At 62.1% G+C, this 21,182-nt stretch carries 19 protein-coding genes; 12 read left to right on the forward strand and 7 right to left on the reverse strand.

What is annotated here, in order from left to right; genetic code table 11:
* Window positions 1-82: 82 nt before the first annotated feature.
* From AEYBE204_RS27830 to AEYBE204_RS27850, 6 genes are all read left to right on the forward strand, one after another.
* The gene (locus AEYBE204_RS27830) at window positions 83-2,158 is read left to right on the forward strand and encodes a TonB-dependent receptor domain-containing protein (RefSeq protein WP_023461739.1); all 2,076 of its coding nucleotides are present in this window, start codon (window positions 83-85) and stop codon (window positions 2,156-2,158) included.
* A gap of 213 nt (window positions 2,159-2,371) precedes the next feature.
* The gene (locus AEYBE204_RS39445; RefSeq protein ID WP_023461740.1) at window positions 2,372-3,118 is read left to right on the forward strand and encodes an energy transducer TonB; all 747 of its coding nucleotides are present in this window, start codon (window positions 2,372-2,374) and stop codon (window positions 3,116-3,118) included.
* 343 nt (window positions 3,119-3,461) lie between these two features.
* Window positions 3,462-5,519, forward strand: coding sequence for a PAS domain-containing hybrid sensor histidine kinase/response regulator (locus AEYBE204_RS39450; RefSeq protein ID WP_023461741.1), 2,058 nt, complete (start codon window positions 3,462-3,464; stop codon window positions 5,517-5,519).
* A 226-nt stretch (window positions 5,520-5,745) separates the two neighbouring features.
* Window positions 5,746-6,951 (forward strand): efflux RND transporter periplasmic adaptor subunit, encoded by a 1,206-nt coding sequence (locus tag AEYBE204_RS27840; RefSeq protein ID WP_023461742.1) that lies wholly within the window; start codon window positions 5,746-5,748, stop codon window positions 6,949-6,951.
* Between the two features lie 11 nt (window positions 6,952-6,962).
* Entirely contained in the window at window positions 6,963-8,930 is a 1,968-nt protein-coding gene (locus tag AEYBE204_RS27845) for a MacB family efflux pump subunit (RefSeq protein ID WP_023461743.1), read from the forward strand.
* 4 nt (window positions 8,931-8,934) lie between these two features.
* Window positions 8,935-10,344, forward strand: coding sequence for an efflux transporter outer membrane subunit (locus tag AEYBE204_RS27850; RefSeq protein ID WP_031230223.1), 1,410 nt, complete (start codon window positions 8,935-8,937; stop codon window positions 10,342-10,344).
* Here AEYBE204_RS27850 and AEYBE204_RS27855 read toward each other — a convergent pair.
* From AEYBE204_RS27855 to AEYBE204_RS27875, 5 genes are read right to left on the reverse strand one after another with little or no spacing between them, the layout of a single operon-like run.
* Window positions 10,341-11,573, reverse strand: coding sequence for an outer membrane beta-barrel protein (locus tag AEYBE204_RS27855; RefSeq protein WP_023461745.1), 1,233 nt, complete (start codon window positions 11,571-11,573; stop codon window positions 10,341-10,343). The genes AEYBE204_RS27850 and AEYBE204_RS27855 overlap by 4 nt on opposite strands.
* Window positions 11,570-12,193 carry a plastocyanin/azurin family copper-binding protein gene (locus AEYBE204_RS27860; protein WP_023461746.1) on the reverse strand — a complete coding sequence of 208 codons (624 nt, stop codon included), beginning with the start codon at window positions 12,191-12,193 and terminating at the stop codon, window positions 11,570-11,572. The genes AEYBE204_RS27855 and AEYBE204_RS27860 overlap by 4 nt, the downstream gene beginning before the upstream one ends.
* Window positions 12,194-12,227: 34 nt before the next feature.
* Window positions 12,228-12,431 carry a DUF6587 family protein gene (locus tag AEYBE204_RS27865; RefSeq protein WP_023461747.1) on the reverse strand — a complete coding sequence of 68 codons (204 nt, stop codon included), beginning with the start codon at window positions 12,429-12,431 and terminating at the stop codon, window positions 12,228-12,230.
* A complete protein-coding gene (locus AEYBE204_RS27870; RefSeq protein WP_023461748.1) occupies window positions 12,428-14,257 on the reverse strand; it encodes a ferrous iron transporter B in 1,830 nt (609 codons plus the stop codon). The genes AEYBE204_RS27865 and AEYBE204_RS27870 overlap by 4 nt, the downstream gene beginning before the upstream one ends.
* Entirely contained in the window at window positions 14,257-14,499 is a 243-nt protein-coding gene (locus AEYBE204_RS27875; RefSeq protein ID WP_023461749.1) for a FeoA family protein, read from the reverse strand. Before AEYBE204_RS27875 ends, AEYBE204_RS27870 begins: the two co-directional genes overlap by 1 nt.
* Window positions 14,500-14,667: 168 nt before the next feature.
* Between AEYBE204_RS27875 and aroA the strand changes: the two genes are divergently transcribed.
* Both aroA and AEYBE204_RS27885 read left to right on the forward strand, forming a co-directional pair.
* Window positions 14,668-15,942, forward strand: coding sequence for a 3-phosphoshikimate 1-carboxyvinyltransferase (aroA, locus tag AEYBE204_RS27880; protein ID WP_023461750.1), 1,275 nt, complete (start codon window positions 14,668-14,670; stop codon window positions 15,940-15,942).
* 44 nt (window positions 15,943-15,986) lie between these two features.
* Window positions 15,987-17,354 (forward strand): MATE family efflux transporter, encoded by a 1,368-nt coding sequence (locus AEYBE204_RS27885; protein WP_023461751.1) that lies wholly within the window; start codon window positions 15,987-15,989, stop codon window positions 17,352-17,354.
* Here AEYBE204_RS27885 and AEYBE204_RS27890 read toward each other — a convergent pair.
* Complete coding sequence (locus AEYBE204_RS27890) at window positions 17,326-17,652, reverse strand: YnfA family protein (protein WP_023461752.1); 327 nt, start codon at window positions 17,650-17,652, stop codon at window positions 17,326-17,328. The two genes, AEYBE204_RS27885 and AEYBE204_RS27890, sit on opposite strands and share 29 nt — an antisense overlap.
* 75 nt (window positions 17,653-17,727) lie before the next feature.
* On the opposite strand from AEYBE204_RS27890, the gene AEYBE204_RS27895 reads away from it, so the two are divergent.
* From AEYBE204_RS27895 to AEYBE204_RS27910, 4 genes are read left to right on the forward strand one after another with little or no spacing between them, the layout of a single operon-like run.
* The gene (locus AEYBE204_RS27895) at window positions 17,728-18,552 is read left to right on the forward strand and encodes a sialate O-acetylesterase (protein ID WP_023461753.1); all 825 of its coding nucleotides are present in this window, start codon (window positions 17,728-17,730) and stop codon (window positions 18,550-18,552) included.
* A 44-nt stretch (window positions 18,553-18,596) separates the two neighbouring features.
* The gene (modA, locus tag AEYBE204_RS27900; protein ID WP_023461754.1) at window positions 18,597-19,340 is read left to right on the forward strand and encodes a molybdate ABC transporter substrate-binding protein; all 744 of its coding nucleotides are present in this window, start codon (window positions 18,597-18,599) and stop codon (window positions 19,338-19,340) included.
* On the forward strand, window positions 19,337-20,014 hold the full coding sequence (modB, locus tag AEYBE204_RS27905; RefSeq protein ID WP_023461755.1) for a molybdate ABC transporter permease subunit: 678 nt from the start codon (window positions 19,337-19,339) through the stop codon (window positions 20,012-20,014). Before modA ends, modB begins: the two co-directional genes overlap by 4 nt.
* A complete protein-coding gene (locus AEYBE204_RS27910; RefSeq protein WP_023461756.1) occupies window positions 20,011-20,730 on the forward strand; it encodes an ATP-binding cassette domain-containing protein in 720 nt (239 codons plus the stop codon). The genes modB and AEYBE204_RS27910 overlap by 4 nt, the downstream gene beginning before the upstream one ends.
* A gap of 107 nt (window positions 20,731-20,837) precedes the next feature.
* Here AEYBE204_RS27910 and AEYBE204_RS27915 read toward each other — a convergent pair whose 3' ends face one another.
* On the reverse strand, window positions 20,838-21,074 hold the full coding sequence (locus AEYBE204_RS27915; RefSeq protein ID WP_023461757.1) for a hypothetical protein: 237 nt from the start codon (window positions 21,072-21,074) through the stop codon (window positions 20,838-20,840).
* Window positions 21,075-21,182 lie beyond the last annotated feature (108 nt).

Below are 21,182 nucleotides of genomic sequence, written 5' to 3' on the forward strand. Positions count from 1 at the left end.
AGAATTATTCGCAAATGTAACAACGGTGTTATATTGCCACCTCATCTGGCGTGTGAGCCAGTTTTCTAAAGGAGTAATGGGGATGTCGTTTAAATATACCTGCCTTCTGGCCGTCAGTGCTTTCGCCCTTTCAACCGCGCCGGTTCTGGCGCAGGAAACGACCGAGGACAGCGCTGCGACCAAGCTGTCGCTCGGCAAGATCGTCGTGTCCGCCGGTAAGGAAAAGGTCGCTACCGACACGCCGCAATCGGTCACGGTTCTGGATCAAAAGGACATCGACGCGGCTCAGGCCGGCACCGTCGGTGAGCTGCTGGAAAGCGTCGCCGGGGTCGATGCGGCGGGCGGCGTGTCGTCGCTGGGGCAGGGCTTCAACATCCGCGGCATGGGCACGGCCCTGTCGGAATCGGACAGCCGCGTCGTCTTCACCATCGACGGCGTGACCAAGTTCTTCGAAGGTTACCGCATGGGCAGCCTGTTCACCGATCCAGAACTGTATAAGCGCGTCGAAGTGCTGCGCGGCCCGTCGTCCTCGACGGTGTTCGGCACGGGGGCGCTGGCCGGGACGGTCAACTTCACCACCAAGGACGCGTCGGACTTCCTCAAGGGCGACGACACGCTTGCCGTAAGGCTCAAGGGCGGTTACGACACCAATGCCAAGGGCACTCTCGCTTCGGTCATCGTGGCGGTAAAGCCGCTGGAAAACCTCGACCTGCTGTTCGTCGCCAATAAGCGCGACTCGAACGACTATAAGGACGGCAACGGCAATGTGGTGTCGCCGTCGCAGGCCTCGGGCGACTCGGTGCTGGTCAAGACGCGCTACTATATCGGCGGCGACCGCAAACACAGCGTCTGGGCCTCGGCGCAGAAATGGTCGAGCGACTCGTACCAACTCTATGATCAGCAGGCCGCCGCCTTCACCAATATGGTGCGCCGTCAAACCGAAGACACCAACTATGTCATCGGCTACGACAACAGCTTCGAAGGCAATGACTGGCTCGACATCAAGGCGCAGATCGCGTTCGACGAATCCGCCACCGATCAGCGCGACAACACCTTCTCGCCCACGGCTTTGGGCTATACCTCGCAATATAGCTACAAGACCGTGCAGGCCAGGGTCGAGAACGTCTCGCGCTTCACTACGGGGCCGCTCGATCACTTCCTCACCGTCGGCGTGCAGACCTATAATCAGGAGCGCCGCAACCCGCGCTACAGCCTGACCGGCACCGTCACCAACGGCGCGACGACGCACCCCGAAGGCGATATGAACCGTGTCAGTTTCTATGTGCAGGACGAAATCCTGATCGGCGACAAGCTGACCGTCATCCCCGGCGTCCGTTTCGACAAGTCGAAGCTGAAGCCCGGCGCGGGCACCTATGTCGTCGGTTCGACCGGCATGCCGTCGGAAGTCGATCTCGACGCCGTCTCGCCCAAGGTCGCCGTGATCTACGCCGTGACGGACAAGATCAACGTCTTCGGCTCGCTGGCGCACACCGAACGTTCGCCGGTGCTGGATGAAATCTACACCCGTGGCGCGGCCCAGACGATCAGCCTCAACCTTCAACCCGAAGAATCGGAAAACCGTGAAATCGGGGCGTCGTTCTCGACGCGCGGCCTGATCCAGGCGGGTGACGGCTTCAACGTCAAGCTAACCGTCTATCAGAACGATATTAAGAACCTGATCACGCGCACCACGGCGACGTCATCGGCCTACACCAATGTCGGCGAAGCCCGGTACGAAGGCGCCGAGCTTGAGGCCGAATACGCCTCGCGCCGGTTCTTCACCCGCGCGGCCTATTCGACGGTCAACGGCTATAACAAGGTGACCAATATTCCGTTCGCCACGATCCCGGCGGAACAACTGAACCTGACGGCGGGCTATATCATTCCGAACCTCGGCCTGACGGTCGGCTGGAAGGGCGAGATCGCCGACAAGCAATACGCCTATACGACGGCGGGCGTGGTCAGCCCCTCGACCTCGCACAAATCTTATACGATCCACAATCTGTTCCTCAGCTACCGCGCCGACGGCGGTCCGCTGGAAGGCCTCGATGTGCGTCTGAACTGGGACAATATCTTCGACAAATATTATCAGCGCCACCTGTCGGCCCTGCCGGCCGAGGGCCAGACCTTTCGCCTGAGCGTCGGCAAGACCTTCTAGACAGGAATAGCTTAAAGTGGAGACGTCATTCAGCTCTCTCCTCCCTACGCTTGCGTGGGGAGGTGCCGAAACGCGCAGCGTTGAGGCGGAGGGGGATAGCGCCAAACGGTTCAACGTGCGGGAAGTTTCGGAGTCGCCCCCCTCCGTCAGCTTCGCTCTGCTCGCTGCCACCTCCCCACTTCGTAGGGAGGAGGGAGGGCGCTCTAAGCTTTCATGCTGACCTTCAAGCACAAGCTGTTCGCCACAGGGGCCTCCGTTGTACTCAACGGAGGCTTCCTGCTGGCGCTTGCTTTCTGGTCGCCAACGGTGACCACAGCCACCTCCGACGTCGTGATGGAGGTGTCGATGGAGCCGCTCGACCTGTCGGCAGAGATTGCCAGAGACAGCGCCGCGCCACCGCCATCGGCAGAGTCTCCACCCCCGCCGGTGTCGGAGCCGCTGCCGAAACCGAAGCCTGTATCGGACACGAAAACGCCGGAGAAAGCCCCGGAAAAACCGGCGGAGAAGCCCGCCGATGTTCGCGCGGAAGCCCCGTCCAACACGGCCGCAAAATCACCGGCGACGATCACACTTGCGGCTCCCGGCAATGGCAGGGTTCAGTCCGATGCGCCGCTTGCGCCCACTTCCGGCCCAACGCCTGCGGCCCAGAGTGCCGTCAAAATCGGCAAGCACAGGGCGTCCTATCTGGCACTGGTCCGCCGCCACCTCGAAAGCTTCAAGGTCTATCCGAAACAGGCCAAGCGCCGCCGCGTCGAGGGCACGATAACGCTTAGCTTCACCATTGACCGTCAGGGGCGTGTGCTGTCGTCGCACATAACCAAAGGGTCGGGTTCGGCGGAACTGGATCAGGCCGCGCTCGACATGCTCACCGCCGCACAACCCCTGCCGAAACCCCCCGCCGATGTAACGGGCGATCGCATCGATTTGAACGTGATGACCGAGTTTTCGCTGGAAAACTGAACGATCCGTTCCGATTTGTCTGTTTATGGTGCGATTGCGAAGGGTTTTTCCTGCCACCCCTCACGAAAACCGCTGGCAGCAAACGCTTTTGTAACCTTAGTTGATAATGAAAAGTTACGATTCAGGTTGCTTTTTGCTGCGTCGCAAACTAAATCCAACTTATTCGACGTTTTTACGTCGATTGCCCTTCCTGGGCGTTTCCTCCCTGTAGACTTGGCCGCGCCGCAATGCGCGGCTTTTTTTTTGCTCGGTTTCCCCGTCGAATAATATCGCTTTCTTATACGCGCTTCGTATAACCGGAGAAGGTATCATAAGGGGTTGAACATGGCGGGAGCGCGGACCGATGGCGGGCGCTGAGGGAACGTTTCCGGCGGTCGGTGGCGTCATGGCGGAGAAGATTCGGGCCTTCGACTGGGCCTCGACGCCACTAGGCCCCATAGAGACGTGGTCGGCGACGGTGCGCGTCGGCGTTAATCTGTGCCTGTCGTCGCATTTCCCGATCTGCCTGTTCCTCGGGCCTGATCTGATTGCCATCTATAACGACGCCTATATCCCTTTGACCGGCGACAAACCGGAGTCTCTGGGCGAGCCATTCCGCGTCACCTGGGCCGAGGTCTGGGACTCGATGGGCCCGATCGCGGAGCGGGCTCTGGCGGGCGAGGGGGCATTTTTCGAGGACTATGCGATTCCGCTCAACCGCTACGGCGAGACGGAAGACGCTTATTTTACCTTTTCCTACAGTCCCTTCCACGATGAAAATGGCAAGGTGGTCGGCATCATTGATACGGTGGTCGAAACGACCGGCAAGGTCCACGCCGAGCGCAAGATGCGCGCCGAACGTGAGCGGCTGGCGGCGTTGTTCGAACAGGCCCCGACCTTCATGACTCTGCTGCGCGGGCCGCAGCATCGCTTCGAATACTGCAATCCGCGCTATCGCCGCCTGATTGCCGGTCGTGAGGTCGTCGGCCTGACTGTGGCCGAGGGGCTGCCGGAAACCGTCGAGCAGGGTTTCGTCGCCCTGCTGGATCAGGTCTATGCCACGGGTGAACCCATCGTCGCGAATGGGGTAAAGATTGCATTGTGGCAGGACGATGGCACCTATGAAGACCGCTTCCTCGACTTCGTCTACCAGCCGATCATCGACGCGTCGGGTGAGATCACCGGCATCTTCGTCGAAGGCGCCGACGTCACCGACCGCCACATGGCCGAACAGGAAATCCGCGCCGCACGCCATGCCGCAGAGGCGGCAAATATCGCCAAGTCGGAATTCCTTGCCAATATGAGCCACGAAATCCGCACCCCGATGAATGCGATCGTCGGTCTGTCGGCGATTCTGGCCAAGTCGCAGCCCCTGACGCCAAAACAGGGCGAGTTCATCAAGACGCTTCAGATGAGCGCGGATTCGATGCTGGGGCTGGTCAATGATCTGCTGGATATCGCCAAGATCGAAGCCCGCACGGTCGAACTGGAGCACATACCTTTCAGCCTGACGGCGCTCATTCAGGAAGTCGCCTCGATGATGGCGGTGCCGGTGCAGGAAAAGGGCCTGACCTTTTCCGGAGAAGGGCATTGCGCCGAAAATCACATGTTCCTCGGCGATCCGACGCGCCTGCGCCAAATCATCACCAACCTTTGCTCCAATGCTATCAAGTTCACGAATGAGGGCGGTATCCACGTCGCCATCACCTGCCAGCCGACGGACGATCCCCGGGTCGAGACGATCTGTATCGCCGTCGCCGACACCGGCATCGGCATCGCACCGGATAAGATCGACACCATATTCCAGAAGTTTGTGCAGGCCGATTCCAGCATCAATCGCAAATTCGGCGGCACGGGTCTGGGGCTGGCCATTACCAAGACGCTGGCCGAAATCATGGGCGGCACCATTGCGGTCGAAAGCGTGGAGGGCAAGGGCTCGACCTTTACCGTTTGCGTGCCGCTGGAGATCGCGCCCGATAGCCTGCCCGACGATGTGGCCCTGCCGTCGATCGCCGAGGTGCTGGAAAATACCCTGCGCCACAAGAAGCAACCGCCGGTCCTGCTGGTCGAGGATTACGAGCCCAATATCCTCGTCGCTTCGACATTTCTGGAAGCGTTTGGTTATCGCGTCGATGTGGCGCGCAACGGGCTTGAAGCGTTCGAAAAGATCAAGCACCACACCTATATCGTCGCGCTGATGGACGTGCAGATGCCGGGACTCAACGGGCTCGACGCCACGCGCATGATCCGTGCGCACGAAGCTCAGACGGGCAAGGCGCGGCTGCCGATCATCGGTATCACAGCCCATGCGCTGGCAGGGGATCGCGAGCGCTGCCTGGCGGTCGGCATGGACGATTATTTGCCGAAGCCGTTCAACCCCGATGAATTGCAGGAGAAGATACAGACTCTCAGTGGCAATTGATTTTGAGTGGTAATGAATATCACCCTATAAACACATTCATTCCTTACGCGCTTTAAGGTCTTGTCGTTTCCGAAAAGCTGGATGGGTATTTCTACACCGCTTTCCCTGTGTCGCGAAATGACCTTATTTAATCTCCCATAAGGTGTGAAATATGTCGAACGCGGACATAGGGTTGTCCCGGTGCGCGTGATACCTCTCTGATCGTAACGTGTGAGAAGAGGCAGGTATGTCGTTTAAAAACCGTAAGTGGCTAATTATCGGACTGGCAGCGCTGGCGGTTCTGCTGGCGGCATGGGGCATCAAGGCGGCCTTCTTCTCTAAGCCCAAGGCACCGCCGGTCATTACCGCGCCGGTCGCCATGGGTAATGTCGAACGCACGGTGCTGGCGACCGGGTCGCTGGAACCCTACACCCTGATCAGCGTCGGCGCGCAGACCTCGGGTCGCGTCGAACGGCTGGCAGTGCAACTGGGGCAGCAGGTGAAAAAGGGCGACCTGATCGCCGAGATCGACTCGCAGACCCAGCGCAATACCTTACAAAGCCAGCAGGCCGAGGTCGCCAATGTCCGCGCCCAGCGCGCGCAGGTCGAGGCCGATCTGGCCGCCGCCAGACTGACCTATGAGCGGCAGCGCACCCTCTATCAGGCCGACGCCGGATCGCGCGCCGATTTCGAAGCGGCGGAGAATACCTACAAAAGCGCGCAGGCGGCGTTAAAGGCCAATGACGCGCAACTGGCGCAGGCGCAGGTGTCGCTCAATACCGCTCAGGTCAATCTCGGCTATACGCAGATCACCGCGCCCATCGACGGCACGGTGCTGGCCATCGTTACCAAGGAAGGTCAGACGATCAACGCTAACCAGACGACGCCGACCATCGTCAAGATGGGACAGCTCAACCGCATGACGATCAAGGCGGAAATTTCCGAAGCCGATGTGGTCAATCTGAAACCCGGCATGGAGGTCTATTTCACCACGCTGGGCCAACCGAAGAAGCGCTATTACGCCACGCTGCGGACCATCGCGCCTGCGCCGGAAACCATCAAGGAAAACGACAGCGTCACGACGGCGGATGCGACCTCGGCCATCTATTACAACGGCGAATTCGACGTCGACAACGAAGACGGCACGCTTCGGACCTTCATGACGGCGCAGGTCTATATCGTCATCGAAGGCGCGAAAAACGTCATGATCATCCCCGCCACGGCGCTGGGTCAAGCCGCGCCTGACGGCAGCTACACCGTCAAGGTGCAGGACAAGGACGGTAAGGTCGCGCCGCGCAAGATCACCACCGGCGTCAATGACGGTTCGAATGTCGAGGTCAAGTCCGGTCTCAAGGTTGGTGAACGCGTGGTGACGGTCGATGGCGCGCTCGATGCGTCTAAGAGCGACACCGGCAATATGCGTCGGCGCGGCCCTCCGGGCGGCGGCCTGTAAGGGGCAAGCGCATGAACAATGTCAGGACTCCTCCCGTCCTCAAGGTGGAAAAGCTGCGCCGCGAATTTCCGGCGGGTGAAGGGACCATCACCGTCCTCAAGGACATCGATCTGGAAATCGGCGCGGGCGAAATGGTCGCCATCGTCGGGCAATCGGGGTCGGGCAAATCGACCCTGATGAACATTCTGGGCTGCCTCGACCGGCCGACCGGCGGCGTTTACATGGTCGGTGATCGGGCGACGTCGGAGCTTGAGCCCGACGAGCTGGCCGAACTGCGTCGTGAGCATTTCGGCTTCATCTTTCAGCGCTATCACCTGCTCGGCGACCTGAGCGCGGTCGGCAATGTCGAGGTGCCCGCCGTCTATGCCGGGGTGCCGCCGCACGACCGCAAAGAGCGCGCCAAGGCCCTGCTGAAACGCCTGGGACTTGAGGAACGCACCGGCCACCGGCCCGGTCAGTTGTCCGGCGGTCAGCAGCAGCGTGTCTCGATCGCGCGCGCCCTGATGAATGGCGGCGAGATCGTTCTGGCGGATGAACCCACCGGCGCGCTCGATTCCAAGTCGGGCGAAGAGGTGATGCGCATCCTGAAAGGGCTGCACGCCGAAGGTCACACGGTGATCATCGTCACCCACGACAAGGCCGTGGCCGAACATTGTCAGCGCGTCATCGAGATCAAGGACGGTGAGATCATCGCCGACCGCGCGGGTGCGGGGCAGGGCGAGGCCGACACCGAGCCGTTACCGCCGCAGACGGCGCGCGGACGCACCGGTTTGGCGGCGCTTGCGGACAGCTTTAATGAGGCCTTCCGCATGGCCGTGCTGGCCATGAACGCTCACCGAATGCGGACATTTCTCACCATGCTTGGGATCATTATCGGCATCGCCTCGGTGGTCTGCGTCGTGGCGCTGGGGGCCGGATCGCGGCAAAAGGTGCTGGAGCAGATTTCGTCCATCGGGACCAATACGCTGGAAATCATGCCGGGCTCAGGCTTCGGCGACCGGCGGTCGGGCGCGATCCGGACGCTGGTCGTGTCGGACGCCGAGGCTCTGGCGACGCAGTCTTACGTGGACAGTGTGACGCCGCTGGTGCGGACTTCGGTGACGGTCAAATACGGCTCGGTCGCCAATACCGGCACCGTGCAGGGCGTCGGCAGCGCCTATTTCCGCGTCAAGGGGCTGGAGATCGAGCAGGGCCGCCTGTTCGGCGACGAAGCCATCGCGACCTCGGCGCAGGACGTGGTCATCGACCAAGCCACCGTCAAGACGATGAAGTTTCAGGGCTCGCCCATCGGTGAGGTCATCCTGCTGGGCAAGACCCCGGCCCGCATCATCGGCGTGCTGAAGGCCCAGACCTCCAGCTTCGGCGGTAGCAATGACAGCATGAACGTCTATCTGCCCTATACGGCGGTCAATACGCGGATGCTGGGGACGACGACGCTGCGCTCGATCACCGTGCGGGTCAAGGACGACACCGAAAGCGCGATCGCCGAAAACGGTGTGGTCAGTCTGCTGACCAAACGCCACGGGACCAAGGACTTCTTCATCATCAATACGGATCAGATCCGTCAGACGATTACGGCGACCACGCAGACCCTGACGGTGCTGATTTCGGCTATCGCCATCATCTCGCTGATCGTCGGTGGGATCGGGGTGATGAACATCATGCTGGTCTCGGTCACCGAGCGCACCAATGAGATCGGGGTGCGCATGGCGGTCGGCGCCCGACGCGCCGATATAATGCAGCAGTTCCTGATCGAGGCCGTTCTGGTCTGCCTGATCGGCGGCGTGCTGGGGATCGCGTTCGCCCTGCTGTTCGGCGTCGTCTTCGCGCAGTTTTCCAGCGATTTCAGACTGGTCTATTCGACAGGCTCGATTGTCGCGGCCTTTGCCTGTTCCACCCTGATCGGTGTCGTGTTCGGCTTCCTGCCCGCCCGTAGCGCGGCGAAGCTCGACCCCGTCGCCGCGCTTTCGAGGGATTAGTAGAATGAGAGTATCACTCCGCCTGACACTGACGGCACTTTTGCTGTCGGCCACCGCCCTGACTGGTTGTTTGTCGACGCCCTATGAGACGCCGCAGGTCAATACGCCCGCGTCGTTTCAGCACGCTGTGAGCCAAGGGGCGTACAACGTCTCCGACCGCTGGTGGGAGACGTTCAACGACCCGAAGCTGAACGTGCTGATCGATAATGTGCTGGCCAAGAACAACAATCTCGCCGCCTCGGCGCTGCGTGTGCGGCAGGCCAATCTGCGCGTCCGTTCGGCGCGGCAGGACCAGTTCCCCTCCCTCAGCGGCAGCGTCTCCGCGCGCAAGCCTTTGGGCGAAAACAGCTCCTCCTATGTCGGCGACGACGGCACGGTGCAAAGCTCTGGCAGCGACGATGTGACATACTCCGCCAGCTTCGGCGTCAGCTACGAACTCGACCTGTGGGGGCGTCTGGCGGCCACGACCGACGCGGCCAAATGGGAGGCGCAGGCCACCGCCGAAGACCTTGCGGCGGCGCGGTTGTCGCTGATCGGCACCACGGCGGAAGCCTACTGGCGCATCGCCTATACGCGCCAGCAACTGGCCTATGCGCACGACAGTCTTGCCTATGCCAAGCGCGTCTATGAGACGATTCAGGTGCAGTACAAGGCCGGGGCCGTGTCCGGCGTTGAGATGGCCGAGGCCGAGCAAAGCGTCAATGCGCAGCTGTCGCAGATCAGCCAGCTGGAGCAGCAACTGGTCGAATATCGCGCCACTTTGACGCTGTTGTTGAATGGCGAGCCGTGGCCGGAAGATCAGGAAGCCGCCTCACTGCCCGACACGATTTTGCCGGAGGTCGCGCCGGGATTGCCTGCTGATCTGCTGGGTCGTCGCCCGGACCTGCGCGCGGCCGAAATGCGTCTGCGCGGCACCCTGCGCGGGGTCGATGCGACACGGGCGTCCTACTATCCGTCGTTGTCGCTGACCGGTTCGACCGGCGGCTCGTCGAGCGAATTGTCGAATGTCCTGTCCAATCCGTCGAGTGCGCTGGGCGTTGGCCTCAGCCTGCCGTTCCTCAACTTCTGGCAGGTCGACACCAATGTGAAGGTCGCGAAAGCCGATTACGAGATTGCCGTCGTCGAGTTCCGCCAGACCCTGTTGCAGGCCCTGTCCGACGTCGACACAACCTTGTCGAACCGCACGCAACTGATCCGTCAGGGCGAGAGCCTGCAACGGACTCTGGCCAATGCCGAAAAGGCCGAGCAGCTCTATGCGGTACGTTACAAGGCGGGTTCGGTTGCGCTCAGGGTCTGGCTCGACGCGCAGGAAACGGTGCGCTCGGCGCGACTGGCGGTCGATAACAACCGCCTGACGCAGCTGGTCAATCAGGCAACGCTCTATCAGGCGCTCGGCGGTGGTGTTTCGCGCTAGAACTTGACCTTCAGCATGACCTGAACCTGCGTCTGGTCCTGCTGCGGGGCCAGTCCTTGATAGACCCGTGCCGGGCGGTCGCTGTCGATATGCAGCACCTCGGTATTCAGATCGAGGTGCGCATTGACCGGCTTCATCCACGCCAGCGTCACGGCGTGGCCGGTCTCGTTGTTGTTGTCGAGCGACGGAGCGGAATAGTCCTCGGTCTCGAACACCTCGCCGCGCAGGGACAGGCGCGACCCACTGTCGAACCTGTGTGAGACCATGACATAGGCCGATCGGTAATCGGCATCGATGGCGCGCACGCCGTCGGTGCGCATCCGGCCCCACTTGGTGTTACCGACCATGAGCTGAGACATAATCTCGGTGGTTTCGGTCACCTCGTACCTGGCGCCAAAATTGAAGAACCGCGTCGCCCAGCCATACTGACCGGTGTCGAAATCGGTCGGATTGCCGTGGGTGTTGAAATAGGTGACATTCAGCGACACCGGCACCGGCGGTCGCCAGTCGAGGCGCAGATAGTAGCCCTGACGGTCATCGACCTCTTTCAGCGGCTTGGTGAAGGGCGACTGACGGCGAAAGGTCTGCGACCAGCCGGCCTTGCCGACCGGCAGAGGCAGCTTGGCGGTGGTCGTAGAGCGCAGGTCGTGCAGGGCCCAGCCGCGATAGGCGAGCAGGGTGCCCGACGTGTCGTTGCCACGGAAGACGCCGATCGTTGCCCCGATCTGCTGGTCGTCGAAGGTCTGTTTCAGGCTCAGTTCGGCGCCCTGAACGATAACCTCTTCGCCAACCCAGGCATTGATCGCCGAAGGGGTAATAGTGTGGGTCGTCGTCCAGCCGGTGCCTTCGTGTTCCAGCGAGACGGGCGGGTACATCTGACCCAGACGGGCCGAGACGCGCAGGCCCGATTTCGGCACGGGCCGCCATTTGAGATAGGCCTCGTTGACGCCGGTTTCATGCCCCCATTCGGGGAAGTGGACGACCTGCACATAGGCCGACAGGGTATCGGTGAAGCGCGGTGTCCAGATCAGAGTGGCTTCACCGAGGCTGAGCTTGCTTTGATCGCCGTAGCGCAGCTTACCATAATTGCCGTCGAGCCAGCTTTTCTCGCCATTGGCCGACACCGCGCGCAGGTCGATCCAGCCCTTGATGTTTTCACGGGCGAACAGACTGGTATCGGCAAGGGCCGGCGTCGCCAGCAATCCGAGGAGCGCGAGCAGACGTTTCAATAGCCACCGCCCGCCGTACTCATGCGACGGACCTTGAGGCGGAAGTTCAGCGGTTTGACGCCCGCATTGACGATCAGCGGCTGAAGCGTTTCGCCGTCCTTGGCCGTACTCAGCGGGTGCCAGACCAGAACCTGCCCCTTGCCGTCGGGCAGGTTTTTCAGTACGGCGCGGCCCTTGGCGTCGGTCTTGGCGAAGTAGGGCGTGCCGACGACGCGGATATAGGCCTGCATCGAATCGTGGATGTTGCAGCCGATGGCGACCGTGCCTTCGCTGTCGAACTTCATGCTGCGGCTGATGCCGTGGCCGTAGAGCGGCAACTGGAACTTCTTGGCGGGGGAAAACGAATAGACATGGTGCGAGACGGTGTCGTTATTGGGGAAATTGACCGTCGACCCCGCCGGGATGACCAGCACCTTGGGCGTGAACTGCATGTCTTCCTGCGCCACGACGAACGATCCCTTGCGGTCAGCGGCGCTGAGCGTCGCGCCCTGATCCGGGGTGTAGGTGATGACTGTGTCGGCGACGGGCTTGCCCGCGATGTCGAGCACGGTGACGGGCACGTCGGCGGCAAAGGCCGCCGGGGCAAAAGCAAGCGGCAGAAGGTACGCAAATATTTTCATGCCCGCAGGATAATCCACAGGCCTGAAAACAGGGTTAATCTCGCTTGATCTCGAACTTGATCGATGAACAGCCGTTGCAACTTGAACAACCGCTGTCGCAGCCGCTTGTTTTCGGGGCCGGTGCCTTGCGGCCTACCCATCTGCGCGCCGTTTGCGGGAACAGGCGGCGGAACATCATCACGGCGGCCAGAGCGACGATGACGGCGATGAACGCGTTCTGGAAAAGGTCGTAGGTCATCCGGTGATCGCTTTTGCTACGTTATAGGTCACGAACGAAGCCAGATAGGCCAGGGCGAACAGATAGGCCGTGGTCAGGCCGACGAAGCGCCAGGAATTGGTCTCGCGCTTGATGACGGCCAGTGTAGACAGGCATTGCGGCGCAAATACGTACCAGGCCAGCAGCGACAGGGCGGTGGCCAGCGACCACTGCGAGGCGATAACGCTTGATAGCTGATCGGCGACGGCGTCTTCCGACCCGCCGATGGCATAGACGGTGCCGAGCGCCGAGACGGCGACTTCGCGGGCCGCCATGCCGGGGATCAGGGCGATGCAGATTTCCCAGCCGAAGCCGATCGGACGGAAGATCGGCTCCATGGCGTGGCCGATCATGCCGGCGAAAGAGTAGTCGATCTCCGGCAGGGTGGCGTTGGCCGGGGCGCGGGGGAAGGTGGCCAGCACCCAGATCAGGGTATTGGCGGCAAAGATGACGCCGGTGATGCGGCGCATGAAGATACCCGCGCGCTCCCACAGGCCAAGGCCCAGATTACGCAGGTTCGGCAAGCGGTAGGACGGCAATTCCATCATCAGGACCGAGTCGGTCTTGTCGCGGCGGATCAGCTTCATGACCCACGAGACAATCATGGCCGAGAAAATGCCGGCAAAGACCAGAGCCAGCATGATCAGGCCGCGGAAGCTGGCAAAGCCCCACACGGTGCGTTCCGGCACGAAGGCCCCGACCAGCAGGATATAGACCGGCCAGCGCGCCGAGCAGGTCATCAGCGGCGCGATCATGATGGTGGTCAGGCGGTCGCGGATATCATGGATCGAACGCGTCGCCATGACGCCGGGGATGGCGCAGGCAAAGGACGACAGCAGAGGAATGAAGGCGCGCCCGGTAAGCCCTGCCGCCCCCATCAGGGTGTCGAGCAGGAACGCGGCGCGCGGCAGGTAGCCGGATTCTTCGAGGACCAGAATGAAGGCGAACAGGATGATGATCTGCGGCAGGAAGACCAGTACCGAACCCACCCCGCTGATCAGGGCGTCGGCGATGAAGCTTTGCAACAGGCCTTCGGGCAGATAACCGCGCACGGCCTCCGCCGCCCAGCCGAAGACGCCTTCGATGCCGTCCATCAACGGTCCCGACCACGCGAAAACCGCCTGGAACATGACTAACATGATGGCCAGCAGGATCGGGATGCCCAGCCACGGATTGAGCAGGATGCCGTCCAACTGATCGTCGATTTTCGCGGTAAAGCGCGGCATAACCACGGAGGCGCTGAGGATTTCGCGCACCTCGATGTGCAGGTCCTTGTCGTCGCTGGCTTTGGGCGCCTCGACGCCCTGCGTGTCGATATATTCGATCAGGGCGCGCGCACCTCTGGTCATGACGGCGATGGTTTCGATGACCGGGATGCCGAGCTTGGCCTCAAGCGCTTCGCGGTCGATTGTGATGCCGCGCTTGGCCGCGGCGTCCATCATGTTCAGCGCCAGCACCATCGGGCGGCCCAGACGGCGGATTTCCAGCACGAAGCGCAAATGCAGACGCAGATTGGTGGCGTCGGCGACGCAGACGATGACGTCGGGCAGGGCGACGCCCGCCACCTTGCCCAGACAGACGTCGCGGGTGATGACTTCGTCGGGGCCCAGCGCGTCGAGGCTGTAGGTGCCGGGCAGGTCGAGCACCTGAACCCTGCGACCGGACGGGGCGGTGAAGCTGCCTTCCTTGCGCTCGACGGTCACACCGGCAAAGTTGGCGACCTTTTGCCGCGAGCCGGTCAACTGGTTGAACAGGGCGGTTTTGCCGCAATTAGGGTTGCCGACAAGCGCGATCATCAAACCGGACATCAGACCTGCCCCTGCTGCACGAGGACGCGGGCGGCTTCGGCGCGACGCAGCGCGAAGCGGGTGAAGCCGATCTGGATCAGGATGGGTTCCCCGAACAGCGGACCGCGCGCCACGACCTTTACCGGCTCGTCCGTCACGAAGCCCAGTTCCCGCAAGCGACGCCCGACGCGATCGTCCGGGCCGCTGTCGATCACTTCGGTGACCACGGCGGGCCGGTGCAGGGGCAGTTCGCTCAGTTTCATGACGCTGACTTGTTGCAAGTGAGAATGATTATAAGAAGGCTATTACGAAATCGGGACGGGCCTGACAATGTTTTTCGGCGTAACGCCTGCGCACTTTACGGATAGGCCCCACTTTACGGATAGGTATCTGGCGTTTAGGAGAGCGGGCAAGAGTGAGGAGCCCATCCTGTGAATATCGACGCCTTCCCGCAGCTTGAAATCGTCCCGGTCAACGGCCCGCTGAAAGGCCGTGTCGTCCTGCCGGGGTCGAAATCCCTGACCAACCGCGCGTTTCTGGTGGCGGCGCTGGCCAAAGGCGACAGCCGCCTGTCCGGCGTTTTGTCGAGCGATGACACTGTCTATATGGCGGCGGCGCTGCGCGACATGGGCGTCGGCATCGACAGTGAAGACGAAACGACCCTGACCGTGCGCTCTAGCGGCAAGCTGAAAGCCCCGGCCAAGCCCTTGTTCCTCGGCAATGCCGGAACGGCGACGCGCTTTCTGACGGCGGCAGTCGCCCTGGCTGACGGCGAGGTCGTCGTCGACGGGGACGAGCATATGCGCAAACGTCCGATCGGGCCGCTGGTCGAGGCCCTGACGCGACTGGGGGTTGAGGTGTCCGCACCGACAGGCTGCCCGCCGGTGACGGTTCGCGCGCGGGGTGGTTTTTCGGGTGATGTGGTCGAAATCGACGCCAATCTGTCGAGCCAATATGTCTCTGCGCTGCTGATCCTTGCCGCCTGTGGGGAAAAGCCGGTCGAGGTGCGCTTGCGTGGCGATCAGGCGATTGGCGGGCGAGGCTATATCGACCTGACGACGCGCTGCATGGAAGCTTTCGGGGCCAAGGTGTCGATGCCGCAGCCGGGCGTGTGGCGCGTCGAACCGACGGGCTATGCGGCGGCCGATTACCTCGTCGAGCCCGATGCCTCGTCCTGTACCTATCTGTGGGCCGCCGAGGTGCTGACGGCTGGCGAAATCACTTTCCAGATGGACACCACGGCCCTGACCCAGCCGGATGCCAAGTCGCGCGACGTCATCATGACCTGGCCGAACATGCCCGCCGTTATCGACGGCTCTCAGATGCAGGACGCCGTGCCGACTCTGGCCGTGCTGGCGGCGTTCAACAACACGCCTGTGCGCTTTGTCGGCATCGCCAATCTGCGCGTCAAGGAGTGCGACCGCGTCAGCGCCCTGTCACAGGGGCTTAACGCCATTCGTGAAGGTCTGGCGCATGAGGAGGGCGACGATCTGATCGTTCATGCCGATCCGGGCTTGATCGGTGCGACAACCAAGGCGGTTATCGATACGCACAACGACCACCGCATCGCCATGTGTTTCGCGCTCGCCGGACTGATGATGTCGGGCGTGGTGATCGACAATCCGAAGTGCGTGTCGAAGACCTTCCCCGGATACTGGGACGTACTGGAAAGTCTGGGTGTAGGGCTGAAGCTTCCGGTTTTGTGATCACGTCGTTGAAGATGTAACCGAACTCGGCTAGAGCTCGCGGCATGATCAAGACCGCGTACAAATCCGCCTTCGCCGAACTGTTCCACCTGTCGTGGCCGGTGGTCGGATCGCGTCTCGGCTTCATGCTGATGGGGCTGATGGACACGCTGGTCGTCGGCCACTACAGCGCAGCGGAACTGGGTTATCATTCACTGGCGTGGGCACCGACCTCGATCTTTCTGGTCACCTCTATCGGTCTGCTGGTGGGGATTCAGGTCAAGACCGCGCATTTCATGGGGGCGGGCGAACCGCATCGCATCGGGGCGGCGTTTCGCCGTGGGATGATGTACGCCCTTATCCTCGGGTTCGGCTCGATGGTCCTGCTGTGGCTGGCCGGGCCGATGATTCTGAACGCCGCCGTGAAGCCCGAACTGGCGACAGGCGCGTCTGCGCCCTTGCTGGTGTTCGCCCTGTCCATGCCGTTCTACATGGTCTCGGTCGCGGTGTCGGAGTTCCTCGAAGGGCTGGGGCGGACGCGCCCCGGCATGGTGTTCACCTGGGCGGGTAACGTCGTCAATGCCGCCCTGCTGTTTCTGCTGGTGCCGGGGATCGTGACCCTTCCGGGCCTCGACAGCGACGGCGCGATGGGCGCCGCGATCTCGACCATGGTCTCGCGGGCGCTGGTCATGGCTGCCTTGTTGATCTACCTGCTGACCCTGCCGGGGGTGGCCGAATTCAAGCTCCTGTCGCGCCACCCTGCCGACCCGCAAGGCGCGCGCGAACAGCGTCAGATCGGTTATGCCGCAGGTGCTTCGTATTTCATCGAGGTCGCGGCCTTTGCCGGCATGACCCTCTATGCCGGACGGATTTCCGAAGCGGCCGTGGCCGTGTGGGCCATCGTGCTCAACTTCGCCTCGATCGTCTTCATGGTGCCGATGGGGCTGGCTATCGGGTGTTCGGTGCTGGTCGGCCGCGCGTTCGGCGCGCAGGACCCGCAAGGGATCGCGCGCATGGGCCGGGTCAGTTTCGCCGCCGCTGCCGCGTTTATGCTCACGGTGTGCGCGGTCGTTTTGCTCGGTTCGCAATGGATTTCGGCAGGCTATACCTCCGACGACGCTCTGCGCCCCGGTGTGCAGGCGGCACTGTTGCTCGCCTGTCTGTTTTTCGTGCCGGACGGTATTCAGGTCGTGGCGGCTCAGGCCCTGCGCGCCCGTCAGGACGTGGTGGTCGCGCCAGTCCTGCACTATATCGCCTATGGGTTTATCATGCTGCCCGCCGGTTATTGGCTGGCCCTGCATCTGAAACTGGGCGTGCCGGGATTGCTCTATGCCGCGGCCATTGCCAGCTGGTTGTCGGCCTCGCTGTTGCTGGGGCGCTTCCTGTGGCTGGACAAGAAGGCGCTTAAACTGAGCGCGGTCCCCACAGAATAACTGCCGCGCCGATCAGGCACAGCAGCAGCCCCGCACCGTCCCAGAGGTCCGGCGCGCGCTTTTCCACCGCCCACAGCCAGCCGATCGAGGCCGCGATGTAGATGGCCCCGTAACTGGCATAGGTCCGGCCTGCCGTGTCTGAGTCGGTCAGGGTCAGCAGCCAGGCGAAGGCGATCAGGCACACCGCACCGGGGATCAGCCACAGCGGCGTCTTGTGCAGCCTCAACACGGCATAGAGCGAAAAGCAGCCGCCGATTTCGCACAGAGCGGCGAGGGCGTAGATCAGGAACGTCTTCATGGGAGGACTGTCGCAAGACTAAGGTCGCAGGGCAAGCTGCTTGATCAAATGCAAACCGTTCGTCATGGTGCGCCCATGATGTTACGCACCTGTTCCACCGCGCTGCTAGCGCTCACCGTAACGGCGGCGCAGGCCGAACCGCCTAAGGATATGGATATCTATCTCCTGATGGGGCAGTCCAACATGTCCGGGCGTGGCGACCTCAGCACCTTGCCGCCCGATGCGCGCAAGACCGATCCCCGTATCTGGCTTTATGGTAATGACGGCGTGTGGAAACTGGCCGCCGACCCGCTCGATTCCTCGACCGGTCAGATCGACGCCGTATCCAACGAACTGAGCAGCAAGGGCGAGGACAAGGCCGGGGTCGGTCCGGGTCTGTCGTTCGCGAAGGCGCTCAAGACCAAGCGTCCCGTTGGGCTGGTCACCTGTGCCAAGGGTGGCTCGTCGCTGGGGCAATGGACGCCGAACCCGGCGCGCGACCGGCTTTACGGTTCCTGTCTGGCGCGGGCGAAAGAGGCCGCGGGCAAGGGGCGCATCGTCGGCGTACTGTGGTATCAGGGCGAAACCGACGGACGCAGTAACGATACCGCCAGCACCTATGGCGCGCGGCTGACAGGCCTGGTCACGCACGTCCGGACCGACCTGAACGACGCCTGCCTGCCGTGGGTGATTGTGGGGTTGGCCGATCAGCCCGATCCAGCGAAATCGAATGGCTACACCGCCTGGGCCGAAGTTCAGGCGCAGCAGAAGGCCTTTACCGTCAATCGCGTGGGCTATGTTTCGGCGGCGGGTTTGCCGAAGAACAACGACGACCTGCATCTGACCACCGAAGCACAACTGATCCTCGGCGTGAGATTGGCGGCGGAGATGCGGAAGGTACAGAAAAGGCCGTGCGGCTGATCCGGTCGCTTGCGGGACGCCGGACGGACGGTTAAGCTCGACATATGCAAACCCTCCGTCGTTCCCTGCTGCTCGCCCTGACCCTGCTCGCAGCACCCGCCTTCGCGCACGCCGCCGAGGTCAAGGTCGCCGTCGCCGCCAATTTCACCGACACGGCTAAAATCCTCGCCATCGCGTTCGAGAAAAAGACCGGTCACAAGGTCGTCCAGAGCTTCGGCGCATCGGGGCAATTCTATACCCAGATCGTCAATGGCGCACCGTTCGAGGTCTTCCTCTCTGCCGATGCCGAACGGCCGGTGAAGCTGGAGGCTGACGGTCTGACCGTGCCGGGGTCGCGCTTCGTCTATGCCTATGGCAAGCTGGTCCTGTGGAGCGCGGATAGGCGGGTGGACGCCAAGGGTGCGATCCTGTTCAAAGGCACGTTCGAGAAGCTGGCCATCGCTGATCCGGCGGCGGCGCCCTATGGCGTGGCAGCGGTCGAGACGCTTAAAAACATGGGGCTTTACGAGCGGTTGCAACCAAAAATCGTCAAGGGCGGCAATATCGCGCAGGCCTTCACCTTCGTCTCTACCGGTGCGGCGGAGATCGGGTTCGTCGCCCTGGCGCAGGCGAAGACGGCCCAAGGGTCGTTGTGGCTGGTGCCGCAGAGCTATTATACGCCCATCGATCAGCAGGCGGTTCTGCTCAAGACGGGTGCTAATAATCCCGCCGCCAAGGCCTATTTGGCGTTTTTGAAATCGCCGGAAGCGGTGAAAATCATCCGCACCGCCGGTTACGATCTGAAATGATCGAGGCCATCTGGATTACGCTTTTACTGGCTGCCGTGACGACGCCTTTGTTGCTGGTTGTCGCGACGCCCATCGCGTGGTGGCTGGCGCAAAAGGGAAGCTGGATCAAGGACGTGGTCGCCGCCGTGGTCGCCTTGCCGATCGTCCTGCCGCCGACCGTTTTGGGTTTTTATCTGCTCGTCGCTTTAGGGCCGAACAGCCCGCTGATGGCGCTGTTGCAGCCGTTCGGCGTGCGGACCCTAGCCTTTACCTTTACCGGTCTGATCATCGGGTCGCTGGTCTATTCGCTGCCGTTCGCCGTGCAGCCGATCCGCAACGCGTTCGAGGCCATGGGATCGCGTCCGATGGAGGTCGCGGCGACCCTGCGCGCCTCCAAATGGGACGCATTCGTCAGCGTCGCTTTGCCGCAGGCGCGGCGCGGGTTTCTGACGGCGTCGATACTGGTCTTTGCGCATACCATCGGGGAGTTCGGTGTGGTGCTGATGATCGGTGGTTCGATTCCCGGTCAGACCGAGGTCATCTCGATCCGCATCTATCAGGCGGTCGAGCAACTGAACTGGGCCGAGGCGCATCTGATTTCGGGCGGGCTGATGGCGTTCTCGTTCGTCGTATTGATGACCATGCTGATCGTCGACCGCCGGTTCAGCGCCCGCACGGCGGGGATCAGACCATGATCCATGTTATGTTGAATGGTCGCGTCGGTGACCTTGATCTTGATGTGGTGTTCGAGACGCCGGGCGACGGGATCACCGCCATCATGGGCAGGTCGGGCTCTGGCAAGACGACGCTGCTGCGCGCGATGGCCGGGTTGGATCGTCTCAAGGGGGAGGTGTCGGTCGGCGGCCGCGTCTGGCAGGACGTCACGCGGTTCGAGCCGGTTCATAAACGCGCCGTCGGCTATGTGTTTCAAGAGCCGTCGCTGTTTGCGCACCTGTCGGTGGAGGGCAATCTCGACTTTGCCACCAAGCGCGCGTCCAAAATTGTGAATCGCGCGGAAATTATCGATCTGCTGAAAATTGCGCCGTTACTGCCGCGCGCGGTGTCGAAGCTGTCCGGTGGTGAGCGTCAGCGTGTGTCGCTGGCCCGGGCTCTGTTGTCGGGGCCTGATCTGCTGTTGATGGACGAGCCGCTGTCGAGTCTCGATCAAACCGCGCGTCAGGAGATTTTGCCGTTCATTCGCGCGGTCGGGGCGCGCGTGCCGGTGATCTATGTCAGCCACGATCCGCTGGAAGTGTCGCGTTTGACGGAGCGGGTCTTGTATCTGGCGGAGGGGCGACTGACCGAACGCCCGGCGGTGTCGCTTGAGGGGTTGTCGCAAGCGGAAATCGAAGCGCTGGCAAGGCAAGCGCTTGGTTTCCCCTCGCCCCATTGGGGAGAGGGTGGCGCGTAAGCGCCGGGTGAGTGGGCTTGGTAGTTTTGCGCTCGGTGCCGACATTTCCCCCTCAGCCTCGCAGGCCCGCGCCCAACCCTCTCCCCGTAGGGGCGAGGGGGCTTAGATCACACCCCCGTCGAAATCGCGGCCGTCGCATCGGGGACTTTTTCCAGTTCGTCCGCTGGGACCTTGCCGACCGGGAAGCGGTCGTCGTCCCAGACGACATAGACCATGTCAGGGCCGGTCTTGCGTTCTTCCTTCGGCGGCACGACCAGTTCGGTGTCTTCCGGATCGTGTTTCACGGTGCCGAGGCCTTTCTCGGCGTGTTCGACGCGGTCTTCATCGTTGAAAGTGTCGGTCATGGAACGCTCCTTACGCGATTGAAGTTGCGGTCCATGATCGGAAAATATGCATAAAGGGGCAATGCGCTTGATTTGACGCGCATCTGACCCAAAAACCGCTGCTCATTT

The organism is Asticcacaulis sp. YBE204 (assembly GCF_000495855.1).
GTDB lineage: Bacteria > Pseudomonadota > Alphaproteobacteria > Caulobacterales > Caulobacteraceae > Asticcacaulis.

Bases quoted from the DNA above. Each gene is read 5' to 3' on its own strand.
- AEYBE204_RS27830 (WP_023461739.1), top strand. From the start codon at position 83: ATGTCGTTTAAATATACCTGCCTTCTGGCCGTCAGTGCTTTCGCCCTT.
- AEYBE204_RS39445 (WP_023461740.1), top strand. From the start codon at position 2,372: ATGCTGACCTTCAAGCACAAGCTGTTCGCCACAGGGGCCTCCGTTGTA.
- AEYBE204_RS39450 (WP_023461741.1), top strand. From the start codon at position 3,462: ATGGCGGGCGCTGAGGGAACGTTTCCGGCGGTCGGTGGCGTCATGGCG.
- AEYBE204_RS27840 (WP_023461742.1), top strand. From the start codon at position 5,746: ATGTCGTTTAAAAACCGTAAGTGGCTAATTATCGGACTGGCAGCGCTG.
- AEYBE204_RS27845 (WP_023461743.1), top strand. From the start codon at position 6,963: ATGAACAATGTCAGGACTCCTCCCGTCCTCAAGGTGGAAAAGCTGCGC.
- AEYBE204_RS27850 (WP_031230223.1), top strand. From the start codon at position 8,935: ATGAGAGTATCACTCCGCCTGACACTGACGGCACTTTTGCTGTCGGCC.
- AEYBE204_RS27860 (WP_023461746.1), bottom strand. From the start codon at position 12,193: ATGAAAATATTTGCGTACCTTCTGCCGCTTGCTTTTGCCCCGGCGGCC.
- AEYBE204_RS27865 (WP_023461747.1), bottom strand. From the start codon at position 12,431: ATGACCTACGACCTTTTCCAGAACGCGTTCATCGCCGTCATCGTCGCT.
- AEYBE204_RS27870 (WP_023461748.1), bottom strand. From the start codon at position 14,257: ATGTCCGGTTTGATGATCGCGCTTGTCGGCAACCCTAATTGCGGCAAA.
- AEYBE204_RS27875 (WP_023461749.1), bottom strand. From the start codon at position 14,499: ATGAAACTGAGCGAACTGCCCCTGCACCGGCCCGCCGTGGTCACCGAA.
- AEYBE204_RS27885 (WP_023461751.1), top strand. From the start codon at position 15,987: ATGATCAAGACCGCGTACAAATCCGCCTTCGCCGAACTGTTCCACCTG.
- AEYBE204_RS27890 (WP_023461752.1), bottom strand. From the start codon at position 17,652: ATGAAGACGTTCCTGATCTACGCCCTCGCCGCTCTGTGCGAAATCGGC.
- AEYBE204_RS27895 (WP_023461753.1), top strand. From the start codon at position 17,728: ATGATGTTACGCACCTGTTCCACCGCGCTGCTAGCGCTCACCGTAACG.
- modA (WP_023461754.1), top strand. From the start codon at position 18,597: ATGCAAACCCTCCGTCGTTCCCTGCTGCTCGCCCTGACCCTGCTCGCA.
- modB (WP_023461755.1), top strand. From the start codon at position 19,337: ATGATCGAGGCCATCTGGATTACGCTTTTACTGGCTGCCGTGACGACG.
- AEYBE204_RS27910 (WP_023461756.1), top strand. From the start codon at position 20,011: ATGATCCATGTTATGTTGAATGGTCGCGTCGGTGACCTTGATCTTGAT.
- AEYBE204_RS27915 (WP_023461757.1), bottom strand. From the start codon at position 21,074: ATGACCGACACTTTCAACGATGAAGACCGCGTCGAACACGCCGAGAAA.